17 protein-coding genes and 1 tRNA gene are annotated in these 22,109 nt (G+C 72.1%); 11 read left to right on the top strand and 7 right to left on the bottom strand.

The annotated features are described in order from the left end of the window. Positions 1-95 precede the first annotated feature (95 nt). Together ACGFZF_RS24155 and ACGFZF_RS24150 are read right to left on the bottom strand one after the other, a co-directional pair. The gene (locus ACGFZF_RS24155; RefSeq protein WP_393557190.1) at positions 96-2,666 is read right to left on the bottom strand and encodes an ABC transporter permease; all 2,571 of its coding nucleotides are present in this window, start codon (positions 2,664-2,666) and stop codon (positions 96-98) included. After that, a complete protein-coding gene (locus ACGFZF_RS24150) occupies positions 2,663-3,451 on the bottom strand; it encodes an ABC transporter ATP-binding protein (protein ID WP_356774678.1) in 789 nt (262 codons plus the stop codon). Before ACGFZF_RS24150 ends, ACGFZF_RS24155 begins: the two co-directional genes overlap by 4 nt. A gap of 333 nt (positions 3,452-3,784) precedes the next feature. Between ACGFZF_RS24150 and ACGFZF_RS24145 the strand changes: the two genes are divergently transcribed. Continuing rightward, positions 3,785-5,449, top strand: coding sequence for an MFS transporter (locus tag ACGFZF_RS24145; protein ID WP_393557188.1), 1,665 nt, complete (start codon positions 3,785-3,787; stop codon positions 5,447-5,449). Positions 5,450-5,609: 160 nt separating this feature from the next. Here the strand turns inward: ACGFZF_RS24145 and ACGFZF_RS24140 are convergent, their stop codons facing one another. From ACGFZF_RS24140 to ACGFZF_RS24130, 3 genes are all read right to left on the bottom strand, one after another. Continuing rightward, entirely contained in the window at positions 5,610-6,503 is an 894-nt protein-coding gene (locus ACGFZF_RS24140) for a cellulose-binding protein (RefSeq protein WP_393557186.1), read from the bottom strand. Positions 6,504-6,634: 131 nt separating this feature from the next. Then, positions 6,635-9,091: an SUKH-4 family immunity protein gene (locus ACGFZF_RS24135; protein ID WP_393557184.1), complete on the bottom strand. Its 2,457-nt coding sequence runs from the start codon at positions 9,089-9,091 to the stop codon at positions 6,635-6,637. 7 nt (positions 9,092-9,098) lie between these two features. Beyond that, on the bottom strand, positions 9,099-10,085 hold the full coding sequence (locus tag ACGFZF_RS24130; protein WP_393557182.1) for an SMI1/KNR4 family protein: 987 nt from the start codon (positions 10,083-10,085) through the stop codon (positions 9,099-9,101). Between the two features lie 244 nt (positions 10,086-10,329). On the opposite strand from ACGFZF_RS24130, the gene ACGFZF_RS24125 reads away from it, so the two are divergent. Both ACGFZF_RS24125 and ACGFZF_RS24120 read left to right on the top strand, forming a co-directional pair. Then, on the top strand, positions 10,330-10,839 hold the full coding sequence (locus ACGFZF_RS24125; RefSeq protein ID WP_356605774.1) for a YwqJ-related putative deaminase: 510 nt from the start codon (positions 10,330-10,332) through the stop codon (positions 10,837-10,839). 11 nt (positions 10,840-10,850) lie between these two features. Then, positions 10,851-11,348 (top strand): SUKH-3 domain-containing protein, encoded by a 498-nt coding sequence (locus ACGFZF_RS24120; RefSeq protein ID WP_393557180.1) that lies wholly within the window; start codon positions 10,851-10,853, stop codon positions 11,346-11,348. A 124-nt stretch (positions 11,349-11,472) separates the two neighbouring features. On the opposite strand, the gene ACGFZF_RS24115 is transcribed toward ACGFZF_RS24120, so the two are convergent. Then, positions 11,473-12,783, bottom strand: a complete 1,311-nt coding sequence (locus ACGFZF_RS24115) for a sensor histidine kinase (RefSeq protein ID WP_393557178.1) — start codon at positions 12,781-12,783, stop codon at positions 11,473-11,475. Between the two features lie 154 nt (positions 12,784-12,937). Between ACGFZF_RS24115 and ACGFZF_RS24110 the strand changes: the two genes are divergently transcribed. From ACGFZF_RS24110 to ACGFZF_RS24075, 8 genes are all read left to right on the top strand, one after another. Continuing rightward, the gene (locus ACGFZF_RS24110; RefSeq protein WP_384869268.1) at positions 12,938-13,666 is read left to right on the top strand and encodes a hypothetical protein; all 729 of its coding nucleotides are present in this window, start codon (positions 12,938-12,940) and stop codon (positions 13,664-13,666) included. 6 nt (positions 13,667-13,672) lie between these two features. Further along, positions 13,673-13,746 (top strand) — tRNA-Gln (locus ACGFZF_RS24105). A gap of 109 nt (positions 13,747-13,855) precedes the next feature. Next, complete coding sequence (gene glmU, locus ACGFZF_RS24100; protein ID WP_393557175.1) at positions 13,856-15,304, top strand: bifunctional UDP-N-acetylglucosamine diphosphorylase/glucosamine-1-phosphate N-acetyltransferase GlmU; 1,449 nt, start codon at positions 13,856-13,858, stop codon at positions 15,302-15,304. Between the two features lie 121 nt (positions 15,305-15,425). Then, positions 15,426-16,400 carry a ribose-phosphate diphosphokinase gene (locus ACGFZF_RS24095; protein WP_356605765.1) on the top strand — a complete coding sequence of 325 codons (975 nt, stop codon included), beginning with the start codon at positions 15,426-15,428 and terminating at the stop codon, positions 16,398-16,400. A 267-nt stretch (positions 16,401-16,667) separates the two neighbouring features. Next, positions 16,668-17,270 (top strand): 50S ribosomal protein L25/general stress protein Ctc, encoded by a 603-nt coding sequence (locus tag ACGFZF_RS24090; RefSeq protein WP_393557173.1) that lies wholly within the window; start codon positions 16,668-16,670, stop codon positions 17,268-17,270. Between the two features lie 90 nt (positions 17,271-17,360). Continuing rightward, a complete protein-coding gene (pth, locus tag ACGFZF_RS24085; protein ID WP_393557171.1) occupies positions 17,361-17,957 on the top strand; it encodes an aminoacyl-tRNA hydrolase in 597 nt (198 codons plus the stop codon). 39 nt (positions 17,958-17,996) lie between these two features. Continuing rightward, positions 17,997-18,440: a hypothetical protein gene (locus ACGFZF_RS24080; RefSeq protein ID WP_393557169.1), complete on the top strand. Its 444-nt coding sequence runs from the start codon at positions 17,997-17,999 to the stop codon at positions 18,438-18,440. Between the two features lie 131 nt (positions 18,441-18,571). After that, on the top strand, positions 18,572-19,294 hold the full coding sequence (locus ACGFZF_RS24075) for an LPXTG cell wall anchor domain-containing protein (RefSeq protein WP_393557167.1): 723 nt from the start codon (positions 18,572-18,574) through the stop codon (positions 19,292-19,294). A gap of 75 nt (positions 19,295-19,369) precedes the next feature. Here ACGFZF_RS24075 and ppc read toward each other — a convergent pair whose 3' ends face one another. After that, on the bottom strand, positions 19,370-22,099 hold the full coding sequence (ppc, locus tag ACGFZF_RS24070; RefSeq protein ID WP_356605755.1) for a phosphoenolpyruvate carboxylase: 2,730 nt from the start codon (positions 22,097-22,099) through the stop codon (positions 19,370-19,372). Positions 22,100-22,109: the final 10 nt, after the last annotated feature.

Below are 22,109 nucleotides of genomic sequence, written 5' to 3'. Positions count from 1 at the left end.
GGCCCCGGCGGGCATCCGTGCGATGCCCGCCGGGGCCGTACCCCCGTCGTTCCCCCGTCCGCTCCCCCGTGGGTCCCGGACGTCGCCGCCGGCGGTTACTCGCTGGCGATCGCGTTCAGGACGTTCATCCGTCCGGCCCGGAAGGCCGGGACAAGGGCGGCGAACAGGCCCACGAAGGCCGATCCGACGAAGACCGTCAGGATCGTCGTCCACGGGATCTCCAGGACGCCCAGCCCCTCCAGGGCGAGGAGCTTCTGGGCCGCGGTGCCCCAGCCCATGCCCAGTCCGAGGCCGAGCAGGGCGCCGAAGAGGGCGATGACCACCGACTCCAGGCGGATCATGCGGCGCAGCTGGCGGCGCGAGAGGCCGATGGCCCGCATGAGGCCGATCTCCCGGGTCCGCTCGACCACCGACAGGGCGAGGGTGTTCACCACGCCGAGGACGGCGACGATGATCGCCAGGGCGAGGAGCCCGTACACGATGTTCAGGAGCTGGCCGACCTGGTCCTTCAGCTCCTGCTTGTAGTCGGTCTGGTCGCGCACGGAGTACTGCGGATACGGCTCCAGGGACTTCTTGAGCGCGGCGTACGCCTGGGCCTCCTGGCCGTCCCGGGCCGCGGCGAACATGATCATGCTCTGCGGCATCTTCTCGGCCGGCAGGTAGCGGGCTGCGGTCGTGATGTTCGTGTACATCACGCCCTTGTCGACGTTGCCCGCGTCCGACGTGATCGCCGCGACCCGCAGCTTCGCGGTCCGGCCGCCCTTGAAGGCGACGGTGAGCCGGTCGCCGACCTCGACGCCGTGCGCGGTCGCGTAGTCGCTGCCGACGGACATGGCGTCCGGGCCGTAGGCGTCGGCGAGCCGGCCGGCGGTGGTGTCGCGCTTGAGGTCCTGGGCGTACGTCGGATCGGCGGCGACGACGTCGTCGTCGAGGGAGACGCCCTTCGGGTCGGTGATCCTCGCGTCCACCGACTTGTACTCGGTGACGTGGGTCAGGCCCGGGGTCTTCTCCAGGGCCGCCTGGGCCTGCGGGACGATCGGCTGTGCGGTGGGCGACTGGACGATGAAGTCCGCGCCGACCGTGCGGTCCAGCTCGTCGGTCGCCGAGGCGACCAGGGAGGAGCCGACCACCGACAGGCAGGCCACCAGGGCCAGGCCGATCATCAGGGCGGCGCCGGTGGCGCCGGTGCGCCGCGGGTTGCGGAGCGCGTTGCGCTCGGCCATCCGGCCGACCGGGCCGAAGACCCGCAGGACGACGGCACCGATGACGCGGACGACTCCGCCGGCGAGCAGCGGTCCCACGACGACGAAGCCGATGAGGGAGAGCACGATCCCGAGGCCGAGCCACAGCGAGCCCGCTCCGGCCTTGTCCGCCTGGGTCGCGGTCCACAGGGCGGCCGCGCCGCCGGCCGTCAGGAGCAGGCCGACACCGCCGCGGACCAGACCCGCCTTGGCGTCGGCCGGGGTGCCGGCGTCGCGCAGGGCGGCCATCGGGGAGACCTTGCCGGCCCGGCGGGCCGGGACGTACGCGGCGACGACGGTGACCACGACGCCGAGGCCGAGGCCGACGGCCGGGGTCGTCCACGCGACGGTCAGGTCCTGGGTGGACAGCTCCATGCCCATGGAGGACATGAGCTCCATCAGGCCGACGGCGAGGCCCACGCCCGCCGCGACACCGGCGACCGAACCGACGACGCCGAGCAGCAGCGCCTCGATGAGGACGGAGCGGTTGACCTGCCGGCGGCTGGATCCGATGGCCCGCATGAGGCCGATCTCGCGGGTGCGCTGGGCGACCAGCATCGAGAAGGTGTTGACGATGAGGAAGATGCCGACGAGGAAGGCGATTCCGGCGAAGCCGAGCATCGCGTACTTCATCACGTCGAGGAAGCCGGCGATGTCCTCGCGGCCCTCGTCCGCCACCTCGGCCGCGGTCTGCAGCTTGTAGCCGGCGCCGACCACGGAGGCGATGTTCCGCTTCAGCGCGTCGTCGGACACGCCGGGCGCGGCGTCGGCCAGGACCTGGGTGAACAGGCCCTCCTTGCCGAGGAGTTCACGCTGGGCGGTGGCGGTGTCGAAGTAGACGACGGTGGCACCGGGGTTGGTGACCTTGAAGTCGGCGATGCCCGAGATCTTCGCGGTGAAGTCGCCGGTGACCGCGATGGTGCGCAGCTCGTCGCCGATCTTCAGTCCGTGCTTCTCGGCGGTGCCGCCGTCGACCAGCACCTCGGTGGGCCCGCGCGGCTCGTGGCCGGAGCTGATCTCCACCGAACGCAGTTCGTTGGGGGTCCAGTTGACGGCGATCGTCGGTGCGCCGCTGGTGGGGCCGACGTTCTTGTTGCGTGCGTCGACGACGGTGACGCCGAGCGAGACGACCGAGCCCTGGGCGTCCTTGACGCCCTCGGCCTTCCGCACCTGGTCGACGAGGGAGGCCGGGAAGGAGTCGGGACGGCCGTTGGCCGGGATCTCGTCGGTGCCGGACGACTTGGCGCTCAGGGTGACGTCGGACGCGGTGGACGCGAAGAGCTTGTCGAAGGTGGTGTTCATGGTGTCCGTGAAGACGAGCGTGCCGCACACGAACGCCACGGACAGCAGGACGGCGACGGCGGAGAGCGCCATGCGGCCCTTGTGCGCGAAGAAGTTGCGCAGGGAGGACTTGAGGACGGTCATGACGTGCGCCCCCGGGCGTCGAAGTCCTTCATGCGGTCGAGGACGGCGTCGGCGGTGGGCCGGAACATCTCGTCGACGATCCGGCCGTCCGCGAGGTAGAGGACGCGGTCGGCGTGGCTCGCGGCGACCGGGTCGTGGGTGACCATGACGATGGTCTGACCGAGCTCGTCCACGGACTGGCGCAGGAAGCCGAGGACCTCGGCTCCGGCCCGGGAGTCGAGGTTTCCGGTCGGCTCGTCGCCGAAGATGATCTCGGGTCGGGCGGCGAGCGCGCGGGCCACCGCGACGCGCTGCTGCTGGCCGCCGGAGAGCTGGGTGGGACGGTGCTTCAGACGGTCGGCGAGGCCCACGGTGGAGACCACCCGGTCGAGCCACTCCCGGTCCGGGCGCCGGCCGGCGATGTCCATCGGCAGCGTGATGTTCTCCAGCGCGTCGAGCGTCGGCAGCAGGTTGAACGCCTGGAAGATGAAGCCGATCCGGTCGCGGCGCAGCTGGGTGAGCTTCTTGTCCTTGAGGCCGGTGATCTCCGTGTCGTCGAGGAAGATCTGGCCGCTGGTGACGGTGTCGAGGCCGGCGAGGCAGTGCATCAGGGTCGACTTGCCGGAGCCGGACGGCCCCATGATCGCGGTGAACTGCCCGCGGGTGATGTCCACGTCGACGTGGTCGAGCGCGACGACCCTCGTCTCACCCGCTCCGTACGCCTTGACGACCTGCCGCGCCCGCGCGGCCACCGCCGTGCGCCCTGCGGCGCCCTCGTGCTGGGGGATGGTCACAGCCGAAGTCACGGTATGTCTCCTATGCCTGGATCGGATCCGACTCGTCTACGAGTCTGCGAGGGACGGGGCGGCTGGTCACTGGTGCCTGTCGCAGTCTTCGCCCTGGGGTTTTCCGTAAGACCAAGGTAAGGACCGGGAGGGGGCTTCCTCGTCCTCCGCCGGAACGAACGGCCCCTGCCCTCTATGGGGGAGACACCCCTAGGGGTTCTCCACCCGCGGGTCGAGTGAGAAGGTGGTCCGGCGAAATAGATGTACGACTCATCAGGTGTGCGGGCCACCGGGTTCCGCCGCACCGGTCGTACGGGCCCGGCCGCGCCGGGCCGACAGGGGAGGGATCCCGAAGTGTCCGAGACGACGCCACGGCGGACGGCGGCAGCGACGACCACGCCCCACGGACGCGGCCCGGTCGTCGCCGCGTTGATGCTGGTCATGGGCCTGACCGCGCTGGACGGCACCGTCGTCTCGACGGCCGTGCCGCAGATCGTCGGCGACCTCGGCGGCCTCTCCGCCTTCTCCTGGCTGTTCTCCGGCTACCTGCTCGCCGTGACGGTGACCCTGCCGGTGTACGGGAAGCTCTGCGACACCTTCGGCCGCAAACCGGTCCTGATCGCCGGCACCGTCCTCTTCCTCATCGGCTCCCTGCTGTGCGCCACGGCCTGGAACATGGCCTCGCTGATCGCCTTCCGCGTCGTCCAGGGCCTGGGCGGCGGCGCCCTCCAGGGCACCGTGCAGACCATCGCGGCCGACCTGTACCCGCTGAAGGAACGCCCCAGGATCCAGGCGCGGCTGTCCACCGTCTGGGCGACCGCCTCGGTCGCGGGCCCCGCCGCCGGCGGCCTGCTCGCCGGATACGCGGACTGGCGCTGGATCTTCCTGCTCAACCTGCCCGTCGGCCTGCTCGCCCTGTGGCTGATCGGGCGCCACCTCGTCGAACCGGGCCGCCCCTCGGCGGCCTCGGGAGGCCCGGACGCCCCGGCACGACCCGCCGTCGACTGGCCCGGGGCCCTCGCCGTCTTCGCGACCGGGGCCCTGCTCCTCACGGCGCTCGTCCAGGGCGGTGTCGCCTGGCCCTGGCTGTCCGCGCCCTCGCTCGGCCTCTTCGGCGGCACCCTCGCCCTCGGCGCGGTCACCGTCCTCGTCGAACGGCGGGCCACCGAACCGATCATCCCCGGCTGGATCTGGCGCCGCCGCACCATCGTCACCGTCAACCTCGCCCTCGGCGCGCTCGGCCTCCTGATGGTCGCCCCGACCGTCTTCCTGCCCACCTACGCCCAGGCCGTCCTCGGGCTCGGGCCGATCGCCGCCGGCTTCGTCCTGTCCGCCATGACCCTGAGCTGGCCGGTCACCGCCGCCCTGTCCAACCGCGTCTACGGCCGCATCGGCTTCCGGCTGACCGCCGTCATCGGCATCACCCTCGCCCTGCTGGTCCTGCTCGCCTTCCCGTTCCTGCCCTTCCCCGGGAAACCCTGGCAGCCGGCCCTGCTCATGCTGCTGCTCGGCGGCGCGCTCGGCTTCTTCCAGCTCCCGCTGATCGTCGGGGTCCAGGCGACGGTGCCGTACGGCGAACGCGGCACCACCACGGCGTCCGTCCTCTTCTGCCGCCAGGTCGGCCAGAGCGTGGGGGCGGCCCTCTTCGGCGCGGTGGCCAACGCGGTCCTCGCCGCCCGGCTCGGGGGCGGCGACCTGGACGGCCTGGCCCGGGCCCTCGACGCACCGGGCTCACTCGCCGCCGGAACCGCCGACGCGCTGCGGCGGGCGGTCGACGCGGCCGTCGACCACGTCTTCGCGGGCGCGGCGGCAGCGGCGGCACTCGCCCTGCTCGTCCTGCTCACCGTCGCGCCACGCCGCTTCCCGGTCCTGCCCGACGGCGACGACCGGCCGGACGACCCCCCACGCCCCGGCGCCTCGCGAACCACACCCACCCGCGACGACCCTCCGCGTACCGGCACTTCGCGCGCCGGCACTCCGGCGCCGGGAGCCCGGCAAGATCGGCAGGACGCCCCCTAAGGGCTGTCCCGTAATCCGCGGTGGGTTGGCGCACGGCGTCGGATGCGGTGCATCGCAAGGCGGAGGGCCGCTCTCATACTGGGCGTATTCGGGCGATCCGACAACGCAGCGAGGTGCCGTAACCGGCGTCGTGCGCCCGCCGGGGATTACGGGACAGCCCTTAGGGCCTGTCCGGGCCGTCCGCCGGTTCACCCGACGTCCCGCGGCCCGTCAGGGCGGCCAGGGAGGCGCGGATGTGTTCCATGTGCGCGTGGATCGCCTCGGCGGACTCCGTGTGCTCCCGCAGGATCCGCTCCGTCTCGCGCTCGGCGCGCTCCCGGCGCGCTCCCGCCCCGGCCAGCAGCTCCGCCGCCCGCGCCTCGGCGTCCTCCTGGCCGTGCCGGGCGCTCTCCTCCGCCTCGGCGAAGGCCCGGCGGGCCTCGGCCAGCCGTGCCTCGGCCGCCGCGAGCAGCCCCTCGTGCCGCGCGTCGAGGTCCGCCTCCCGCGCCGACTCCGTCCGTTCGGCCCGCTCCCGGGCCGACGTCTGCTCCGCGCGCTGCCGGTCGAGCAGCGCAGCCGTCCGGCGCACCGTCTCCTCCAGCTCCGCCCGTGCCCCGCCCCGGAGTTCCTCCGCCTCGCGGCGGGCCGTCCCCCGCCGTTCCTCGGCGTCCGCGCCGGCCGCAATCAGCGTCGCGTGCGCGGCCGCGTCCGCGGCCTCCCCGGTCTCGGCCGCGTACGCCCGCGCCGCCTCGGCGGCCGCCTCACCCGCCGCCCGGGCCTCCTCCGCGAGCGCCTGCGCCGCCGCCCTGGCCGCCGCCGACACGGCCGCGGCCTCCTCCTCAGCCAGGGCCAGGATCCGCCGCGCCCGGGCGCCGAGGGCCTCGTAGCGCTGCGGCGCGAGCCCCGCGACCAGCTCCCGCAGCCGGGCAGCCTCCGCCTCCCGCTCGCCGGCGAGGGCAGTCAGCCGCTCCGCGTGCTCCCGGGCCGCGTCCCCTTCCCCGACGAGCGCGGCGAGCACGCGGTCGACCTGTTCCGGTCGGTAGCCCCGGCCACCCCGTAAGACGGAGAAACCCATCCGTTGACGCTCCTTCCACGACGGCCCGAACACCAAGGATGCGTCATCAGCCCCCCGAGAAAGGACAAAAGGCGCCCGACGTGACGTACACGTCGGGCGCCTCGGGCCATCGGGCGGGACTCAGCCCCGTCTCAGAGGAGGCCGTCCCACATCTGCTCCAGCAGGACCGACCACCAGCTGTCCGGCGACGCGAGCGCCGCCGGGTCCAGCATGGCCAGCTGCGCCTGGAAGTCGACCGTCCAGCGGCCCGCCTGCTCGGGGTTGAGCCCGAACCTGAGCCGCCACATCCGGCCCAGCAGCGCCATGGAGCGGGTGAATTCCGGCAGGCCGCTGTTCACGAACTGCGGCGGCACCGGCTGCCCGCCCGGACCGGCCTCGACCGGTACGGCGACGATGTGCGCGGTCCCGTACTGGACGCAGATCGCCCGCCCGAAGTCCGAGCCGATCACGAGGTACGAGCCCGCGTCCGAGGCCGGCTGGATCTGCCGCTGCGCCGCGAGTTCGGCGAGCGTCGGCACCACCGGCTGGGCCGGCTGCGCCCAGAAGAACGGCCCGAAGTCGGCCGGGAGACCCGCCCAGACCAGGGTGAGCGCCACGATCTCCGGAACGCCCTGCCGGGACACGGCCCGCTGGTCGAACCGGCAGATGCCCGGGCCGAACGCGCCGGCCAGCTCCTGCGCGACCCCCTCCGGGGGGATCGGCGGCAGCGGCTGCACCTGCGGCAACGGGGCACGCACCGGCGCCGGCCGGGCCGGACCGTCCGCGACCTGATGCAACTCTCCCTGATGGGTCAGGAGTTGCCGCATCCCCTGCTGCCGGCCCGTGTGATCACGGCCGTACGGCGCGATGTTGGTGATCCGCGCCTGCGGCCAGGTCTCCCGGATCATCCGCGCGCAGTAACCACCGGGCAGCTCGCAGGACTCCAGCTCCGTGTGCAGCTCCAGCACCTGCTGCGGCGGCACGTTCATCGCGCGCAGCTCGTGCAGGATCTGCCACTCCGGGTGCGGGGTGCCGGGAGCGGACCGCCGGATGATCTGCGCCTCGGAACCGTCCGGCGCGCGGTACCGCAGCACCGCCTGGTACCCGGGGCCCACGGTCGGCTGACCGGTCGGCTGCTGCGGGTACCCGTACGCCGGAGGCGCCCCGGGAGCCGGCGCGGGCGCCGGCGGAGGAGGCGTGCCCGGACCACCGAGGCCGCCCGGACCGGGCTGCGCCAGCATCGTCGCCGCGTGGTGCACACCGGGCGCGCCGGGAGGCCCGGGCGGGGTCGGTGCCCCCGGAGGCCCGGGCGGGGTCGGCGCACCGCCGGGACCCGGGTGGGCGAGCATCGTCGCCGCGTGGTCGATGCCACCCGGCGGAGTGCCGGGCGCACCCGGAGCCGGGGGCGGGGGCGGGGGCGGCGGCGCCCCGGGACCGCCCTGGTTCGGGTGCGCGAGCATCGTCGCCGCGTGGTCGATGCCACGCGGCGGGGTGCCGGGCGCCGCCGGCGGACCGGGCGGCTGGGGACCGTCGGGACCGAGCTGCGCCACCAGCTGCGTCGGCAGGTAGCCGCCCGCGGGGGCGGCGGGCTGACCCGGCACACCGGGCGCCTGCGGCGGCGGCGGGGGGTTGCCCCCGCCTCCCCGGGAGGCCCGCGGCGGCAGGACGGCCTTGCTGGTCGCCGCGTCCGCGATGTCCCCCGCGCCGGGAGCGCCGGGAGCCGCGGGCGGCGCGGGCACACCGGGAGCGGGCGTGCCACCGGGCACAGCCGGAGCGGAAGGCACACCCGGAGCGGAAGGCGCCGCCGGAGCGGACGGGCCGTGCGGCCCGTCCGGGCGCGGCGAGGACGGGTCGAGCCTCGGGGCCACCGCCGTCGGCGGCAGCGCGCTGCCGGCCGACATCAGCGCCGTCGGCGCGTCCGCGCCCACCACCGGGAGCGGGGTGTCCTCGTCGTCCGCGCCCGAGAGCGGCGGCGCGAAGACGGTCGCCGGCAACGGCACCGCCCCGTCCGCACCCCCCGAGCTGGCGTTCGCGTCCGCCCACGGGCTGTCCGAGGGCGTCGTCGCCGGCACCCCGTCCTGCGCCGTCGGCTCGTGCTCCGCGGGACCCGGCCGGTCCACGGCCTCCGGCCGGTCCACCGGAAGCGGCCGCGGCCCGGACCCCACGGGCTCCGGCGACACCGCGGACGCCGCTGCGGCCACGCCCGGCTGCGAGGCCTCCGACGCCTTCGGCAGCCCGATCCGGTCCGCCGCGTCCTGCAACCACTCCGGGGGACTGAGCAGGAACGACGTCTGGTTCAGGTCGATCCGCTCCGGCGGCGCGGGCGCCACCGCACCCGGCTCCTCCGCGGCCGTCCCGTACTCCTCCTCGTACCGGCGGATCACCTCGCCCACCGGCAGCCCCGGCCACAGCGTCGCCTCACCGCTGTCCCGCGCGATGACCAGCCGCTGCCGGCCGCCGTCCGACGTCGGACCCTCCTCGCGGTCCTCCGCCCACACGACGAAACCGAGCTCGAACTCCCGCACCCGCACCTCGCGATGCTGGTACGCCGGCACGTCACCGTTGATCCATTCCTCGGCGCGCTCCTGCGCCTGCGCGAACGTCACCACAGCCAGCTCACTCCCCCACCGGAACCACGGACACGGCGCGCGCGAAGCCGCCGTCCACCATCAGGTTCGCGACCGTCTCCAACTCCGGCGGATGACCCGCCAACCGCTGCAGAAACGCGTCGAAGTCCTCACCGCACGGCAGCAGCAACCGCTCCACGCGCTCGTTCACACTCCAGCCGTCCTGATCCCGCGCGTCGTCGTACGCGCAGAACCACACCGTGCCGACCGCGGCACCCCGCACCTTCACCGCGAGAATGCCGCCCTGCACGAACGCGACACCCAGGTAGTCCTTCGTCAGGTGATCACGCAGGCACTTGTTGACGTAGACGAGGTCGTTGACCCCCGCCTCCTCGCGCACCGTGAAGAACGGCTGGTCCACCAGCAGACCGAGCTCCGCGTCGAGCGCCGCGCCGACCGGCGCGCAGCCGCCCGCCGCCTTCAGGAACGACCGGTACGCGCCCGGCAGGCGGTACCCGAGGTCCTCCTCGACACCCAGCAGGTGCTGCTCGGACACCGACACCAGCGCCTTCGGCAGCCCGAAGTGCGCCGGCCGGGTCTCCTGCAGCGGACGCGTGCCCCGCTTGCCCTGGTCGACCGCCGCCGTCGCCACCCCGCCGTGATGACGCAGCAGCGCCTTCACCTCCACCGGCACCAGCTCCATGCGACGGCTGCCCGCCACGTGGTGCCAGGTCCAGCCGTGCGGCGTCGCCACGGACGGGATCGTGTCCCACAGCTCGTGCCCCGTCGCGGCGAGCGCCGCGTTCGCCGACACGTAGTCCGTCAGCCTCAGCTCGTCGACACCGAAGCCCTCCGGCGGCTCCGCGATCTCCGCTGCGGCCCTGGCGTACGGCGAGAAGTCCGGGTAGCCGTGCTCGTCCACCCGCACCCCTCGGGGATGCCGGGAGGCCCGGACCGGGTCCGGGAAGTGCACGACCTGCCCGGCGTAGGCCGCGTTCGGTGGCGCGGCTGACTGCCCGAGCCGACCTGTCGTCATGGCGGTTGCCCCCTGCGCTGGCTGCTGGCTGATTCCGCACAGCCTATGCGGTGCCACAAGGCCGTGACATGGCCCGATACCTCCGAGCGGCTACCGTGACCAAGTGTCACGTCCGCATGACTGAGCGGCGATAGTTCCGACACACCGAAAGCACGTTTCCGCTACCCAGCTTCCACATGGGGCACCCCATTTGGCAGTCTGTTCAAGCAACTCGGGGGATTGCGCGGAGGGGAAGACGAGCACCATGTACGCAGCACAAGCACCCACTCAGGGTGACCCACGCCTCAACTGGAGCAGCACCGAGCCCACCCGGGCCCCGATACTGCGCTTCCGCCGCGACGGAATCCTTCCCACGGTCGGCGCCGCACTCTCCGTACGCGGCGAGACCCTCACCTGCACCGCAGGCCGCGGCGACCAGCCGCCGGTCCTGCACCCACTCGTCCAGGACTTCCTGGACACCCTCACCAGCGGACAACGCGAACGCTTCACCGGCCGCTGCCCCGAAGCGATCCTGCTGTCCCGGCACCTCACCGCCACCGAGACCGGCCGCTCCAAGCGCGCCCAGCGCAAGCCCCTCACCTCCGGCGAGGCACGCCGCTCACTCAAACAGGCGAAACTCACCGCACGCCGCATCCGCGAGGACGGCGACCCGCTGCACGGCAGCTACGCGGCACCCTGCCGCTCCTGTACGGCGCTGCTCGCCCACTTCGGGGTGCGCACCGTCGATCCCACCTCGACTGTCGAGAACGGCTGACCGCACCTGAAATGCCCGACCACCTGAGCACCACCCGCTTCCCGGTCAACGTGGACGCCGCCCTCCGCGAGGCGGGCTGGCAGCCCGGCCGCTGGGACATCAAGCTCGCCGAGGAGTGGGCCGACGCCCTGCGCGCCCACACCTCCCCGGGCGGACACCGGCACAGCGTCTTCCCCGCCGCCGTCGAAGCCTGGGCCGAATTCGGCGGACTGCACATCGCCGCACCCGGCGCCGGCCGCCAGATCGCCCCCGCGACCGTCAGCTTCGACCCGCTCGCCGGCCTCCACCTCGCCCGCACCATGGCGGACCTGGGCCGCGCCCTCGACACCGAGATCTCCCCCCTGGGAGAGGAGGACGAACACCACGCGGTGCTCGCGATAGACCTGGAAGGCCGCGTCTACAGCCTCGACCACACCGGCGACTGGTTCCTCGGGCAGGACATCGACACCGCCCTCGCCACCCTGGTCACCGGCTCCCAGCCCACCCGCCTGGTCACCAGCGGCACCTGACCCCGCGCGACACGGCGATCCCCTGCCCCGGCAGGGGATCCCCACCCGGCACCCCACGAGAACCGGCGACCCGGACCCCGGACCCGCCGGGCGCCGACCCGCCCGGCCCCTCGACCGGACCCGGCTACGCGACCCGCTCCGCCACCGGCAACACCGCCGACACCCGGAAACCACCCGCGTCCGTCGGACCCGACACGAACACACCCCCGAGCCGCGTCACCCGCTCCCGCATCCCCACCAGACCGTTGCCCCCGCTCGGCAGCTGCGCATCCGCCACCGCCGCGTCCGAAGGGCCGTTCTCCACCTGCATGGCCACCTCGGCCTCCCGGTGGGCCAACCGCACCACGACCCTCGCCCCCGCCGCGTGCTTGAGGACATTGGTGAGCGCCTCCTGCACCACCCGGTACGCGGTCCGCTCCACCTCCGCCCCGTACACCCGCGACTCACCCAGCACCGCCAGCTCCACGACCACCCCCGCCAGCCGCGACTGCTCCACCAGCGCCTCCAAGGCGTCCAGACACGGCCCGTCCTCCGAAGCCGCCTCCGCCGCGGCCGCCGCCGCCCGCCCCACCGCCGCCAACGGCACCGCCGCGGGCCCCGCCACCGGCACGCCCTCCCGCAGCACCCCCAGCATCTCCCGCAACTCCGTCAACGCCTGGCGGCCCATGTCACCCACCAGCGCCGCGTTCTTCACCGCCTTCTGCGGATCCTTCAACGCCACCGCCTGCAACGCCGCCGCGTGCACCACCATCAGCGACACCCGGTGGGCCACCACGTCGTGCATCTCCCGCGCGATCCGCGTCCGCTCCTCCTGCCGCGCCCACTGCGCCCGCTGCTCCGCCCGGTCCGCGAGCAGCGACAACTCCTGCTCCAGGCTGTCGGCCCGCTCCCGCAGACTCTCCATGAGCCGGCGCCGCGCCCTTATGTACAGCCCGAAGAGCACCGGCGGCGCGTTGAGCCCCAGCGTCATGAAGAGCGAGACGACGGGCACGTACCAGCCGCTCGGGTCGAAGTCCTGGCTGCCGACGTCCTGCCGCAGCCGCACCACCGTCACGAGGAACACGGCGACCGTCGACATCCCTGCCAGCGCCGCGGTGATCCGCCGGGGCACCTCCGAGGCGGCGAGCGTGTACAGCCCGACCATGCCCATGAGGAAGCCCATCTCGGCCGGCGTGACGGCGATCGAGACGAGCACGACCGTGATCGGCCACTTCCGCCGCACCACCAGCACGGCCCCGACGAACAGGCCGAACAGCACCCCCACGGGCACCGGCAGTCCCGCCGAGTCGGCGAACCCGATCCCCTCGAGCCCGCACTCCAGCGCCGACACCACCGCCAACGCGATGTCCAGCACCGCGCTGCGCGGTCTCCCCCACCACCACCAGCCACGGACGGGCGTGCCCGCCGCGTCCCGGTGAGCCCCCGTTGCGGTCATGCCTTCCACCCTACGGGCGCCCGCGACCCATTTTCCGGAGACGGGACGACCCCGGAGAGTCCCCCGTCAACCAGACACGGACACCTGTCCCTCGAACTAATGAATCGACCAGACTTTCGACCCGGATGTCCGGATTCCGGACGACGCTGGACCCATGACAGCCGAGACACAGGGCCGGAAGCGGCATCCGAACGCCAAGGACGCCTTGCGCGAGCGGGCGCGGGAGTTGCGCGGGGAGGGCCGGACGTACGACGAGATCCAACAGGAGCTGGGCTGCTCGAAGAGCTCGATCTCGCTGTGGGTGCGGGACCTGCCGAGGCCGCCCCGGCGGACGCGCGAGCAGGCCTCCGAGATCGCCAGGCGCGGCTGGGAGGGCAGGCTCAGACTGCGGGAGGAGGAACGGGGCCGCGCCAAGAGGGCCGCGGAGGCCGAGGTCGGCGCCCTCTCGGACCGCGAGCTGTTCCTGCTGGGCGTGGGCCTCTACTGGGCGGAGGGCACCAAGGACAAGGCGCACGCGCGGCGCGAGCGGGTGGCCTTCGTCAACAGCGATCCCGGCATGATCCGGGTGTTCGTCGCCTGGCTCGACTTGCTCGGCGTGGACCGGGAGCGGCACACCTATCACGTACTGATCCACGAGACCGCCGATGTCGCCGCCGCCGAGCGGTACTGGGCGGACGTCGTGGGGACCGACGCGTCCCGGTTCGGCAGGACGACACTGAAGCGGCACAACCCCCGGACCGTCCGGAAGAACGTGGGGGACGACTATCGCGGCTGCCTCGTGATCCACGTCCGCAGAAGCGCCGATCTCTACCGTCGCATCGAAGGGGCCTGGTGCGGCATAGTAGGGGCTGCATCCGCGGCGGTCCGAGCAGAACGGACATAACGCCCATCCCGGGTCGTCTAAGGGCAAGACGTCAGATTTTGGTTCTGATCATGGGGGTTCGAGTCCTCCCCCGGGAGCCACACGCTCGGTTCGGGTCCCGACCTCCTGGTCGGGACCCTTACTCATGTCCGCTCCGAGGCCCCCCGGTATCCTTCGGTGGTCCACCCACCGAAGCCGAAGGGCACACCCGTGAGCGCCAATCGCCCGGCAGCCGTCGTCGTCCTCGCAGCGGGTGAGGGCACCCGCATGAAGTCGAAGACCCCCAAGGTCCTGCACGAACTCGCCGGGCGCTCGCTCGTCGGACACGTGGTCTCCGCAGCGCGCGAGCTGGAGCCCGAGCACCTCGTCGTGGTCGTCGGGCACGCGCGCGAGCGGGTCACCGCGCACCTCGACACGCACTACGCCGGCACCCGCACCGCCGTGCAGCACGAGCAGAACGGCACCGGGCACGCGGTCCGCATGGGGCTGGAGGAGCTGGGCCAGGCTCCGGACGGCACGGTCGTCGTCGTCTGCGGCGACACCCCCCTGCTGTCCGGCGAGACGCTGCGCGACCTCGCCGCCACCCACGCGGCCGACGGCAACGCCGTCACCGTGCTGACCGCCGAGGTGCCGGACTCCACGGGCTACGGCCGGATCGTGCGGGACGCGGCCACCGGCGCCGTGACCGAGATCGTGGAGCACAAGGACGCGTCCGAGGCGCAGCGTGCGATCCGGGAGATCAACTCGGGTGTGTTCGCGTTCGACGGGCGGCTGCTCGTCGATGCGCTGGGGAAGGTGCGGACGGACAACAGCCAGGGTGAGGAGTACCTCACGGACGTGCTGTCGATCCTGCGGGAGGCCGGGCACCGGGTGGGTGCGTCCGTGGCCGGTGACCACCGCGAGATCCTGGGGATCAACAACCGCGTGCAGCTGGCGGAGGCCCGTGCCCTGCTGAACGCGCGGCTGCTGGAGCGGGCGATGACGGCGGGTGTGACGGTGGTCGATCCGTCGTCCGTGCTGGTGGACGTGACGGTGACGTTCGAGCCGGACGCGGTGATCCATCCGGGTACGCAGCTGCTGGGTTCGACCCATGTCGGCGAGGATGCCGAGGTCGGTCCGAACAGTCGGCTGAAGGACACCCGGGTCGGTCGGGGCGCGCGGGTGGACAACACGGTGGCGGACTCCGCGGTGATCGGGGAGAGCGCGACGGTGGGTCCGTTCGCGTATCTGCGTCCGGGGACGACGCTCGGCACGAAGTCGAAGGCCGGGACGTACGTGGAGATGAAGAACGCCACGATCGGGGAGGGCACGAAGGTGCCGCACCTCTCCTATGTGGGTGACGCGACGATCGGTGAGTACACGAACATCGGCGCCGCGAGCGTGTTCGTGAACTACGACGGTGAGACGAAGCACCACACCACGATCGGCTCCCACTGCCGTACGGGTTCGGACAACATGTTTGTGGCGCCCATCACGATCGGGGACGGTGCGTACACCGCGGCGGGGTCGGTGATCACCAAGGACGTGCCGGCCGGCTCGCTCGCCGTGGCGCGGGGCCAGCAGCGGAATATCGAGGGTTGGGTGGCCCGGAAGCGTCCGGGCAGCGCGGCCGCGCAGGCCGCTCTGACGGCCACGGAGGAGCCCGCCGGGGAAAGCTGACCGGAAACGGGTACGTCGAACTCGGCGTACCGTGATACGTGCACACAAATTCGGCTGGCTCGCACACGCGCACGGGAGCGCGGGATTCGCGGCCAGGGAACACGTCTGAGGAGACAGTGCTGTGACCGGGATCAAGACGACCGGCGAGAAGAAGCTGATGCTCTTCTCCGGCCGCGCCCACCCCGAGCTGGCCGAGGAGGTCGCGCACCAGTTGGGTGTCGGCCTCGTGCCGACCAAGGCTTTCGACTTCGCGAACGGTGAGATCTACGTCCGCTTCCAGGAGTCGGCTCGTGGCGCGGACTGCTTCCTGATCCAGAGCCACACGGCTCCGATCAACAAGTGGATCATGGAACAGCTGATCATGCTGGACGCTCTGAAGCGGGCTTCCGCGCGGAGCATCACCGTGATCATCCCGTCGTACGGCTACGCGCGACAGGACAAGAAGCACCGTGGGCGTGAGCCGATCTCGGCCCGCCTGATCGCGGATCTGCTGAAGACGGCGGGTGCCGACCGGATTCTGACGGTCGACCTGCACACGGACCAGATCCAGGGCTTCTTCGACGGTCCGGTGGACCATCTGTCGGCGCTGCCGGTGCTGGCGGACTACGTGGGCGCGAAGGTCGACCGGAACAAGCTGACGATCGTGTCTCCGGACGCGGGTCGTGTGCGGGTGGCCGACCGCTGGTGCGACCGTCTGGACGCGCCGCTGGCGATCGTGCACAAGCGTCGTGACAAGGACGTCGCCAACCAGGTGACGGTGCACGAGGTCGTCGGTGACGTGAAGGGCCGCGTGTGCGTCCTGGTCGACGACATGATCGACACGGGTGGCACGATCTGCGCCGCGGCGGACGCGCTGTTCGCGCACGGTGCGGAGGACGTGATCGTGACGGCGACGCACGGCATCCTGTCCGGTCCCGCCGCCGACCGTCTGAAGAACTCGAAGGTGAGCGAGTTCGTGTTCACGGACACGCTGCCGGACCCGAGCGCGCTGGAGCTGGACAAGATCACGGTGCTGTCGATCGCGCCGTCGATCGCGCGTGCGGTGCGTGAGGTGTTCGAGGACGGTTCGGTGACGAGCCTGTTCGAGGAGCACTGAGGTTTCTTCCGAGAGGGCCGTTTTCCCGCTGGTCGGGGAGGCGGCCCTCTCGTCGTTCCCGGTCGGGTTCCGCGCCGGTCTCCGGGGGCTCCGGGTGATCCAATTGGGTGGTGCGGGCAGCGGCGAGTAGACTGCCGTAGTTGCTCGGCGAGGGAGGCCGTACCCGGAGTGGTACGGCGGTCCGTTATCGACGCGCTCTTCGTAGCAGGCCATCGCCAGTCGTGGCCGGGTGACAGTCGTTTCGTCACCACATTACGAGGAGTGCACATGTCCGAGGTCAAGATCGCCGCGACCCTCCGGTCGGAGTTCGGCAAGGGCGCCGCCCGCAAGATCCGCCGTGACAGCAAGGTCCCCGGCGTTCTCTACGGTCACGGTTCGGACCCGGTCCACGTGACGCTGCCGGGCCACGAGCTGCTGCTCGCCCTGCGTACCCCGAACGTCCTGCTGTCCCTGGACATCGACGGCAAGAACGAGCTCGCGATCCCGAAGGCCGTGCAGCGCGACCCGCTGAAGGGCTTCCTGGAGCACGTCGACCTGCTTCTGGTGAAGCGCGGCGAGAAGGTCGTCGTCGAGGTTCCGGTCGTGGCCGAGGGTGAGCTGGCCGCCGGCGGCAACCTGCTGGAGCACGTCCTCAACACGCTGTCCGTCGAGGCCGAGGCCACCCACCTGCCCGAGTCCGTCACGGTCTCCGTGGAGGGCCTGGAGGCCGGTGCCTCCGTCCTCGCCAAGGACATCACGCTGGCGAAGGGCGTCACCCTGGTGACCGACGCCGACGCCGTCGTGCTGCAGGTCCTGGCCGCGCAGGCCGAGGAGCCGGCCGCCGAGGGCACCGAGGAAGAGGCCGCCGCCGCCGAGGGCGCCGAGGCCTGAGCCGTAGGCTCTGTCTGACGTGACAGGGTGACGGGCCATCGGCCCGCCACCCCGTTTCTTTCTGTACGCACACGAGGAGACGTGACGCACATGACGGACGACGCGAACGCCCCCTGGCTGATCGTCGGCCTCGGCAACCCTGGCCCGGAGTACGCGGCGAACCGGCACAACGTGGGCTTCATGGTGGTGGATCTGCTGGCGGAGCGGATCGGCGGGAAGTTCAAGCGGGCGCAGAAGGCGCAGGCGCAGGTCGTGGAGGGCCGGATGGGTGCGCCCGGGCCGGCGAACCGCCGGGTGATCCTCGCGAAGCCGATGTCGTACATGAACCTCTCGGGTGGTCCCGTCACGGCGTTGCGTGATTTCTACAAGGTGCCGACGGCGCGTGTGGTGGCCGTCCACGACGAGCTGGACATCGACTACGGCGTGCTGCGTCTGAAGCTCGGCGGTGGCGACAACGGCCACAACGGTCTGAAGTCGATGACGAAGTCGATGGGTGCCGAGTACCACCGGCTGCGGTTCGGGATCGGGCGTCCGCCGGGCCGGATGCAGGTCGCGGACTTCGTGCTGAAGGACTTCTCGTCGACCGAGCGCAAGGAGCTCGACTACTTCGTGGACCGGGCGGCCGACGCGGTCGAGTGCCTGGTGACGGAGGGTCTGGAGCGGGCGCAGTCGGCGTACAACTCCTGACCGACGAGCCGAATCAGTACGACTGTACGATCGCGGGTCATGAACCATGCCCGTAACGCCGCCATGGCCCTGGTCGCCCTGCTGCTCGTCGTCGCGGGCGCCTGGTCGTCCTGGGGGACGGCCCAGCACGTCCTGCTCTCCAAGGGCCGCGAGCACGGCACCCTGACGGTGACCGGCTGCAACGAGGAGACGTGCAGCGGCCGGTACGTCCCGGAGGATCCCGCGCAGCCGCACAGCGCCGTGACGATCGAGCACTCGGTGGCGGCGGCCAAGGGCCAGACGTTGCCGGTGGTGGTGAAGCCGGGTACGGAGGAGGCGGTGCGGACCGGCTGGGGCGGCGGGCTGCACGCCTGGCTGCCGCTGGGCGGGGCGTTGCTGCTGGCGGCGCCGGTCGTCGGGGGTGGTCTGCGGATGACGCGTACGGCGTGGTCGCTGGCGGGGGCGGGGGCGGCGCTGCTGCTGGGGGCATTCTTCGCACTCTGAACATTGCGGTCGGTTGGGCGTGTTACCGCAGGGATTGTTATAAGCCACCGGGTTAAGAGCGGCTTAAAGGTGCCTATAGGCTGCCCCCGCCACTCCCCACGGCATCCCTCATCTAAGATGGACGACTGCATATGCGACGATCCCTCATACCCGCAGGCGCGCTTGTCGCGGCCATGGCGGGTTCCCTCGTGCTCGCCCCCAGCGCGCTCGCGAACGGAAAGCCCCACGGTGACAACGGCACCGTGAAGATCCACGACTCGAAGACGAACGAGGAGATCAAGGCCAACCAGCCGAAGGTCTGCTCCTTCTACCTCGACGCCTTCGGCTTCGACGCGGGTCAGAAGGTCGACTGGCACATCGAGGCCTGGGCGAACAACGAGAAGGAGAAGGGCGAGACGGTCAAGTCCGGCCTCATCACCCTCGACGCCGACGGTCACGAGCGCACCGCGGACATGACCCTCCCGAACGGCCAGTACAAGCTGTTCTGGAACTTCGAGGGCGAGAACGGCAAGGCCAAGCACAAGGTCTTCAAGACCGACTGCCCGCCCGGCGAGGAGCCCACCAAGCCGGGCGAGGAGCCGACCAAGCCCGGCGAGGAGCCCACCAAGCCCGGTGAGGAGCCGACCAAGCCCGGCGAGGAGCCCACGAAGCCCGGTGAGACCCCCGGTTCCACCGCCTCCCCGACGCCCGGCGCCCCCGGTTCCACCGGTGGTACCGACAGCAAGGGCTCCGAGGGCAACCTCGCCGAGACCGGCTCCAGCGCCCCCGTGGGCATCATCGGTGCCGTCGCCGTCGCCCTCGCGGGTGTCGGTGGCTTCCTGGTGACGCGCCGCCGCAAGGCGCAGCAGCACTGAGGACGCCGCACGGCGTCGTGACGCGAAGTGCCCCCACCGGCCGAGCCGGTGGGGGCACTTCGTGCGTCGGGGCCGTCAGCCGGTGTTGCGCAGGCCCGCGGCCACGCCGTTCACCGTGAGCAGCAGGGCCCGGGCCAGCAGCGGGTCCGCCTGCTCGCCCCGCTCGGCCGCCTCGCGCTGGCGGGCCAGCAGGGCCACCTGGAGGTAGGAGATCGGGTCCAGGTAGGCGTCGCGGATGGAGAAGGTCTGCTGGAGCACCGGGTTGGAGTCGAGCAGCTGCCGGCCGCCGGTCACCTTCAGGACCTCGGCCACGGTCAGCGCGTGCTCGGCCTCGATGGTGGCGAAGACGTGCTTCAGCTCCTCCGGGACGAGCGTGTCGACGTAGTGCCGGGCGATCCGCAGGTCCGTCTTCGCCAGCGTCATCTCGACGTTGGAGACGAAGTTGCGGAAGAAGTGCCAGCGCTCGTACATCTCGCCGAGCACCGCGTCGAGGCCGGCCTCGCGCAGCGCCTTGAGGCCCGAGCCGACGCCGAACCAGCCGGGGACGATCTGCCGGGACTGGGTCCAGCCGAACACCCACGGGATGGCCCGCAGTCCGTCGAGGCCGGCGCCCGAGTCGGGGCGGCGCGAGGGCCGCGAGCCGAGGTGCAGGTCGGCGAGCTGGTCGACGGGCGTGGCGGCGAAGAAGTACGCGGGCAGGTCCGGGTCCTCGACCAGTCGGCGGTACGCGGTGTGGGCCGCCTCCGAGACCGTGTCCATGGCCGCGTCCCAGGTGGCCAGGGCCTCGTCGGACTGGCGGGGCGCGGTGTGCAGGGCGGACGCCTGCAGGGTCGCCGCGACGGTCAGTTCGAGGTTCTCGCGGGCCAGCGACGGGATGAGGTACTTGTCGGAGATGACCTCGCCCTGCTCGGTCACCTTGATCTCGCCCTCCAGCGTTCCCCAGGGCTGGGCGAGGATCGCGTCGTGCGAGGGGCCGCCGCCGCGGCCGACGGTGCCGCCGCGGCCGTGGAAGAGGCGCAGGCGGACGCCGTAGCGGTGGGCGACGTCGCGCAGCCGGCGCTGGGCGCGGTGGATCTCCCACTGCGAGGTGGTGATGCCGCCGAACTTGGAGGAGTCGGAGTAGCCGAGCATGACCTCCTGGACGTCGCCGCGCAGCGAGACGAGCCGGCGGTAGGAGGGGTCGGCCAGCATGCCGTCGAGGATGACGTCGGCGGCCTTCAACTCGTCGGTGGTCTCCAGGAGCGGCACGATGCCGATCTTGGCCCAGCCGGCGTGCAGGTCGATCAGGCCGGCCTCGCGGGCGAGGACGGCGGCGGCGAAGACGTCGTCGGCGCCCTGGCACATCGAGATGATGTAGGACTCGATGACCTCGGGGCCGAAGCGCTCGAAGGCTTCCTTGATGGTGTGGAAGACGCCGAGGGTCTTCTCGCCAGCCGGGTCCAGCGGGGCGGGCGTGGGCGCGAGGGGCCGGCGCGAGCGCAGCTCCTTGGCGAGCAGCTTCTGCCGGTAGTCGCGGGGCATGTCGGCGTAGCGCCAGGACTCCTCGCCGAGCCGGTCGAAGAGCTGGCCGAGCGCGTGGTGGTGGGCGTCGGCGTGCTCGCGGACGTCCATCGTGGCGAGCTGGAGGCCGAAGGCGGACAGGGTGCGGATGGTGCGGTCCATCCGGCCGTCGGCGAACAGGCCGCCCCGGTGGGCGCGCAGCGAGTCCTGGATCAGGGCGAGGTCGTGGACCAGCTCGGAGGTGCCGAGGTAGTCGCGGCCCTCCTCGTGGGTGGTGCCCTTGGCCAGCCGGCGGCGGGTGTTGACCAGCTTCTGGCGGATGCAGGTGGCCTTGAGCCGGTAAGGCTCCTCGGCGTTGAGCCGCTTGTAGCGGGGGCTGATCTCGGGCAGCCGCTCCAGGTCGGTCTGGAGGGAGGTGAGGAGTTCCTCGGTGGCCCCGGCGTAGCGGATGGAGTTGGAGAGGAAGCCGCGCAGCTCGTCGACCAGTTCGAGGGCGTCGTTGATGCCGTGCTCGTGCTGGAGGATCAGGACCTCCCAGGTCACCGCGGGGGTGACGTTGGGGTTGCCGTCGCGGTCGCCGCCGATCCAGGTGCCGAAGGTCAGCGGGCGGGTGCCGGCGGGCAGCTCGATGCCGACGCGCTCGAGCTCGGCGGCGAGGTCCTCCAGGACGTCGCCGACGGCGCCGGCGTGCAGCTCGTCGAGGTAGTAGATGGCGTTGCGGGCCTCGTCGGCGGGCTCGGGGCGGACGACCCGGAGCTCGTCGGTCTGCCAGATGAGGTCGATGTTCTCGGCGAGCCGCAGGTCGTGGCGGCGGCGGTCCGCCTCGATGACCGGGGTCTCCAGCAGGGCGGCGATGCGACGCAGCTTGTTGAGGACCGAGCGGCGGGCCGCCTCGGTGGGGTGCGCGGTGAAGACGGGCCGCACGTTGAGGTTCTTCACCGTGGCGCGGACGTGCTCGGGGTCGCCGTCCTTGAGCATGTCGACGGTCCGGGCGATCAGGCCGCCGTCGGCGGCGCGCTTCTCGCGCATCTCGCGGCCGCGGTGGACCTGCTCGGTCACGTTCGCCAGGTGGAAGTAGGTGGAGAAGGCGCGCACGAGCTTGGCGGCGGTCTCCAGGTCCGTGTCGCCGAGCAGCTCGGCGGCGGCCTCGCCGTCCTCGCGGGTGAGCCGTCGGACCTTCTCGACGAGGTCGAGGATCTCGTGGCCCTCCTGGCGGACGAGGGTCTCGCCCAGCAGGTCGCCCAGTCGGCGGATGTCGGATCGCAGCTCGGCGCTGGCGGTGGGGGTCTGGTCGGCACTGCTCACAGGTGCGGCT

This window comes from Streptomyces sp. NPDC048338, assembly GCF_043201055.1.
Taxonomy (GTDB): Bacteria; Actinomycetota; Actinomycetes; order Streptomycetales; family Streptomycetaceae; genus Streptomyces.
This window is presented reverse-complemented; position numbering and strand designations above follow the sequence as displayed.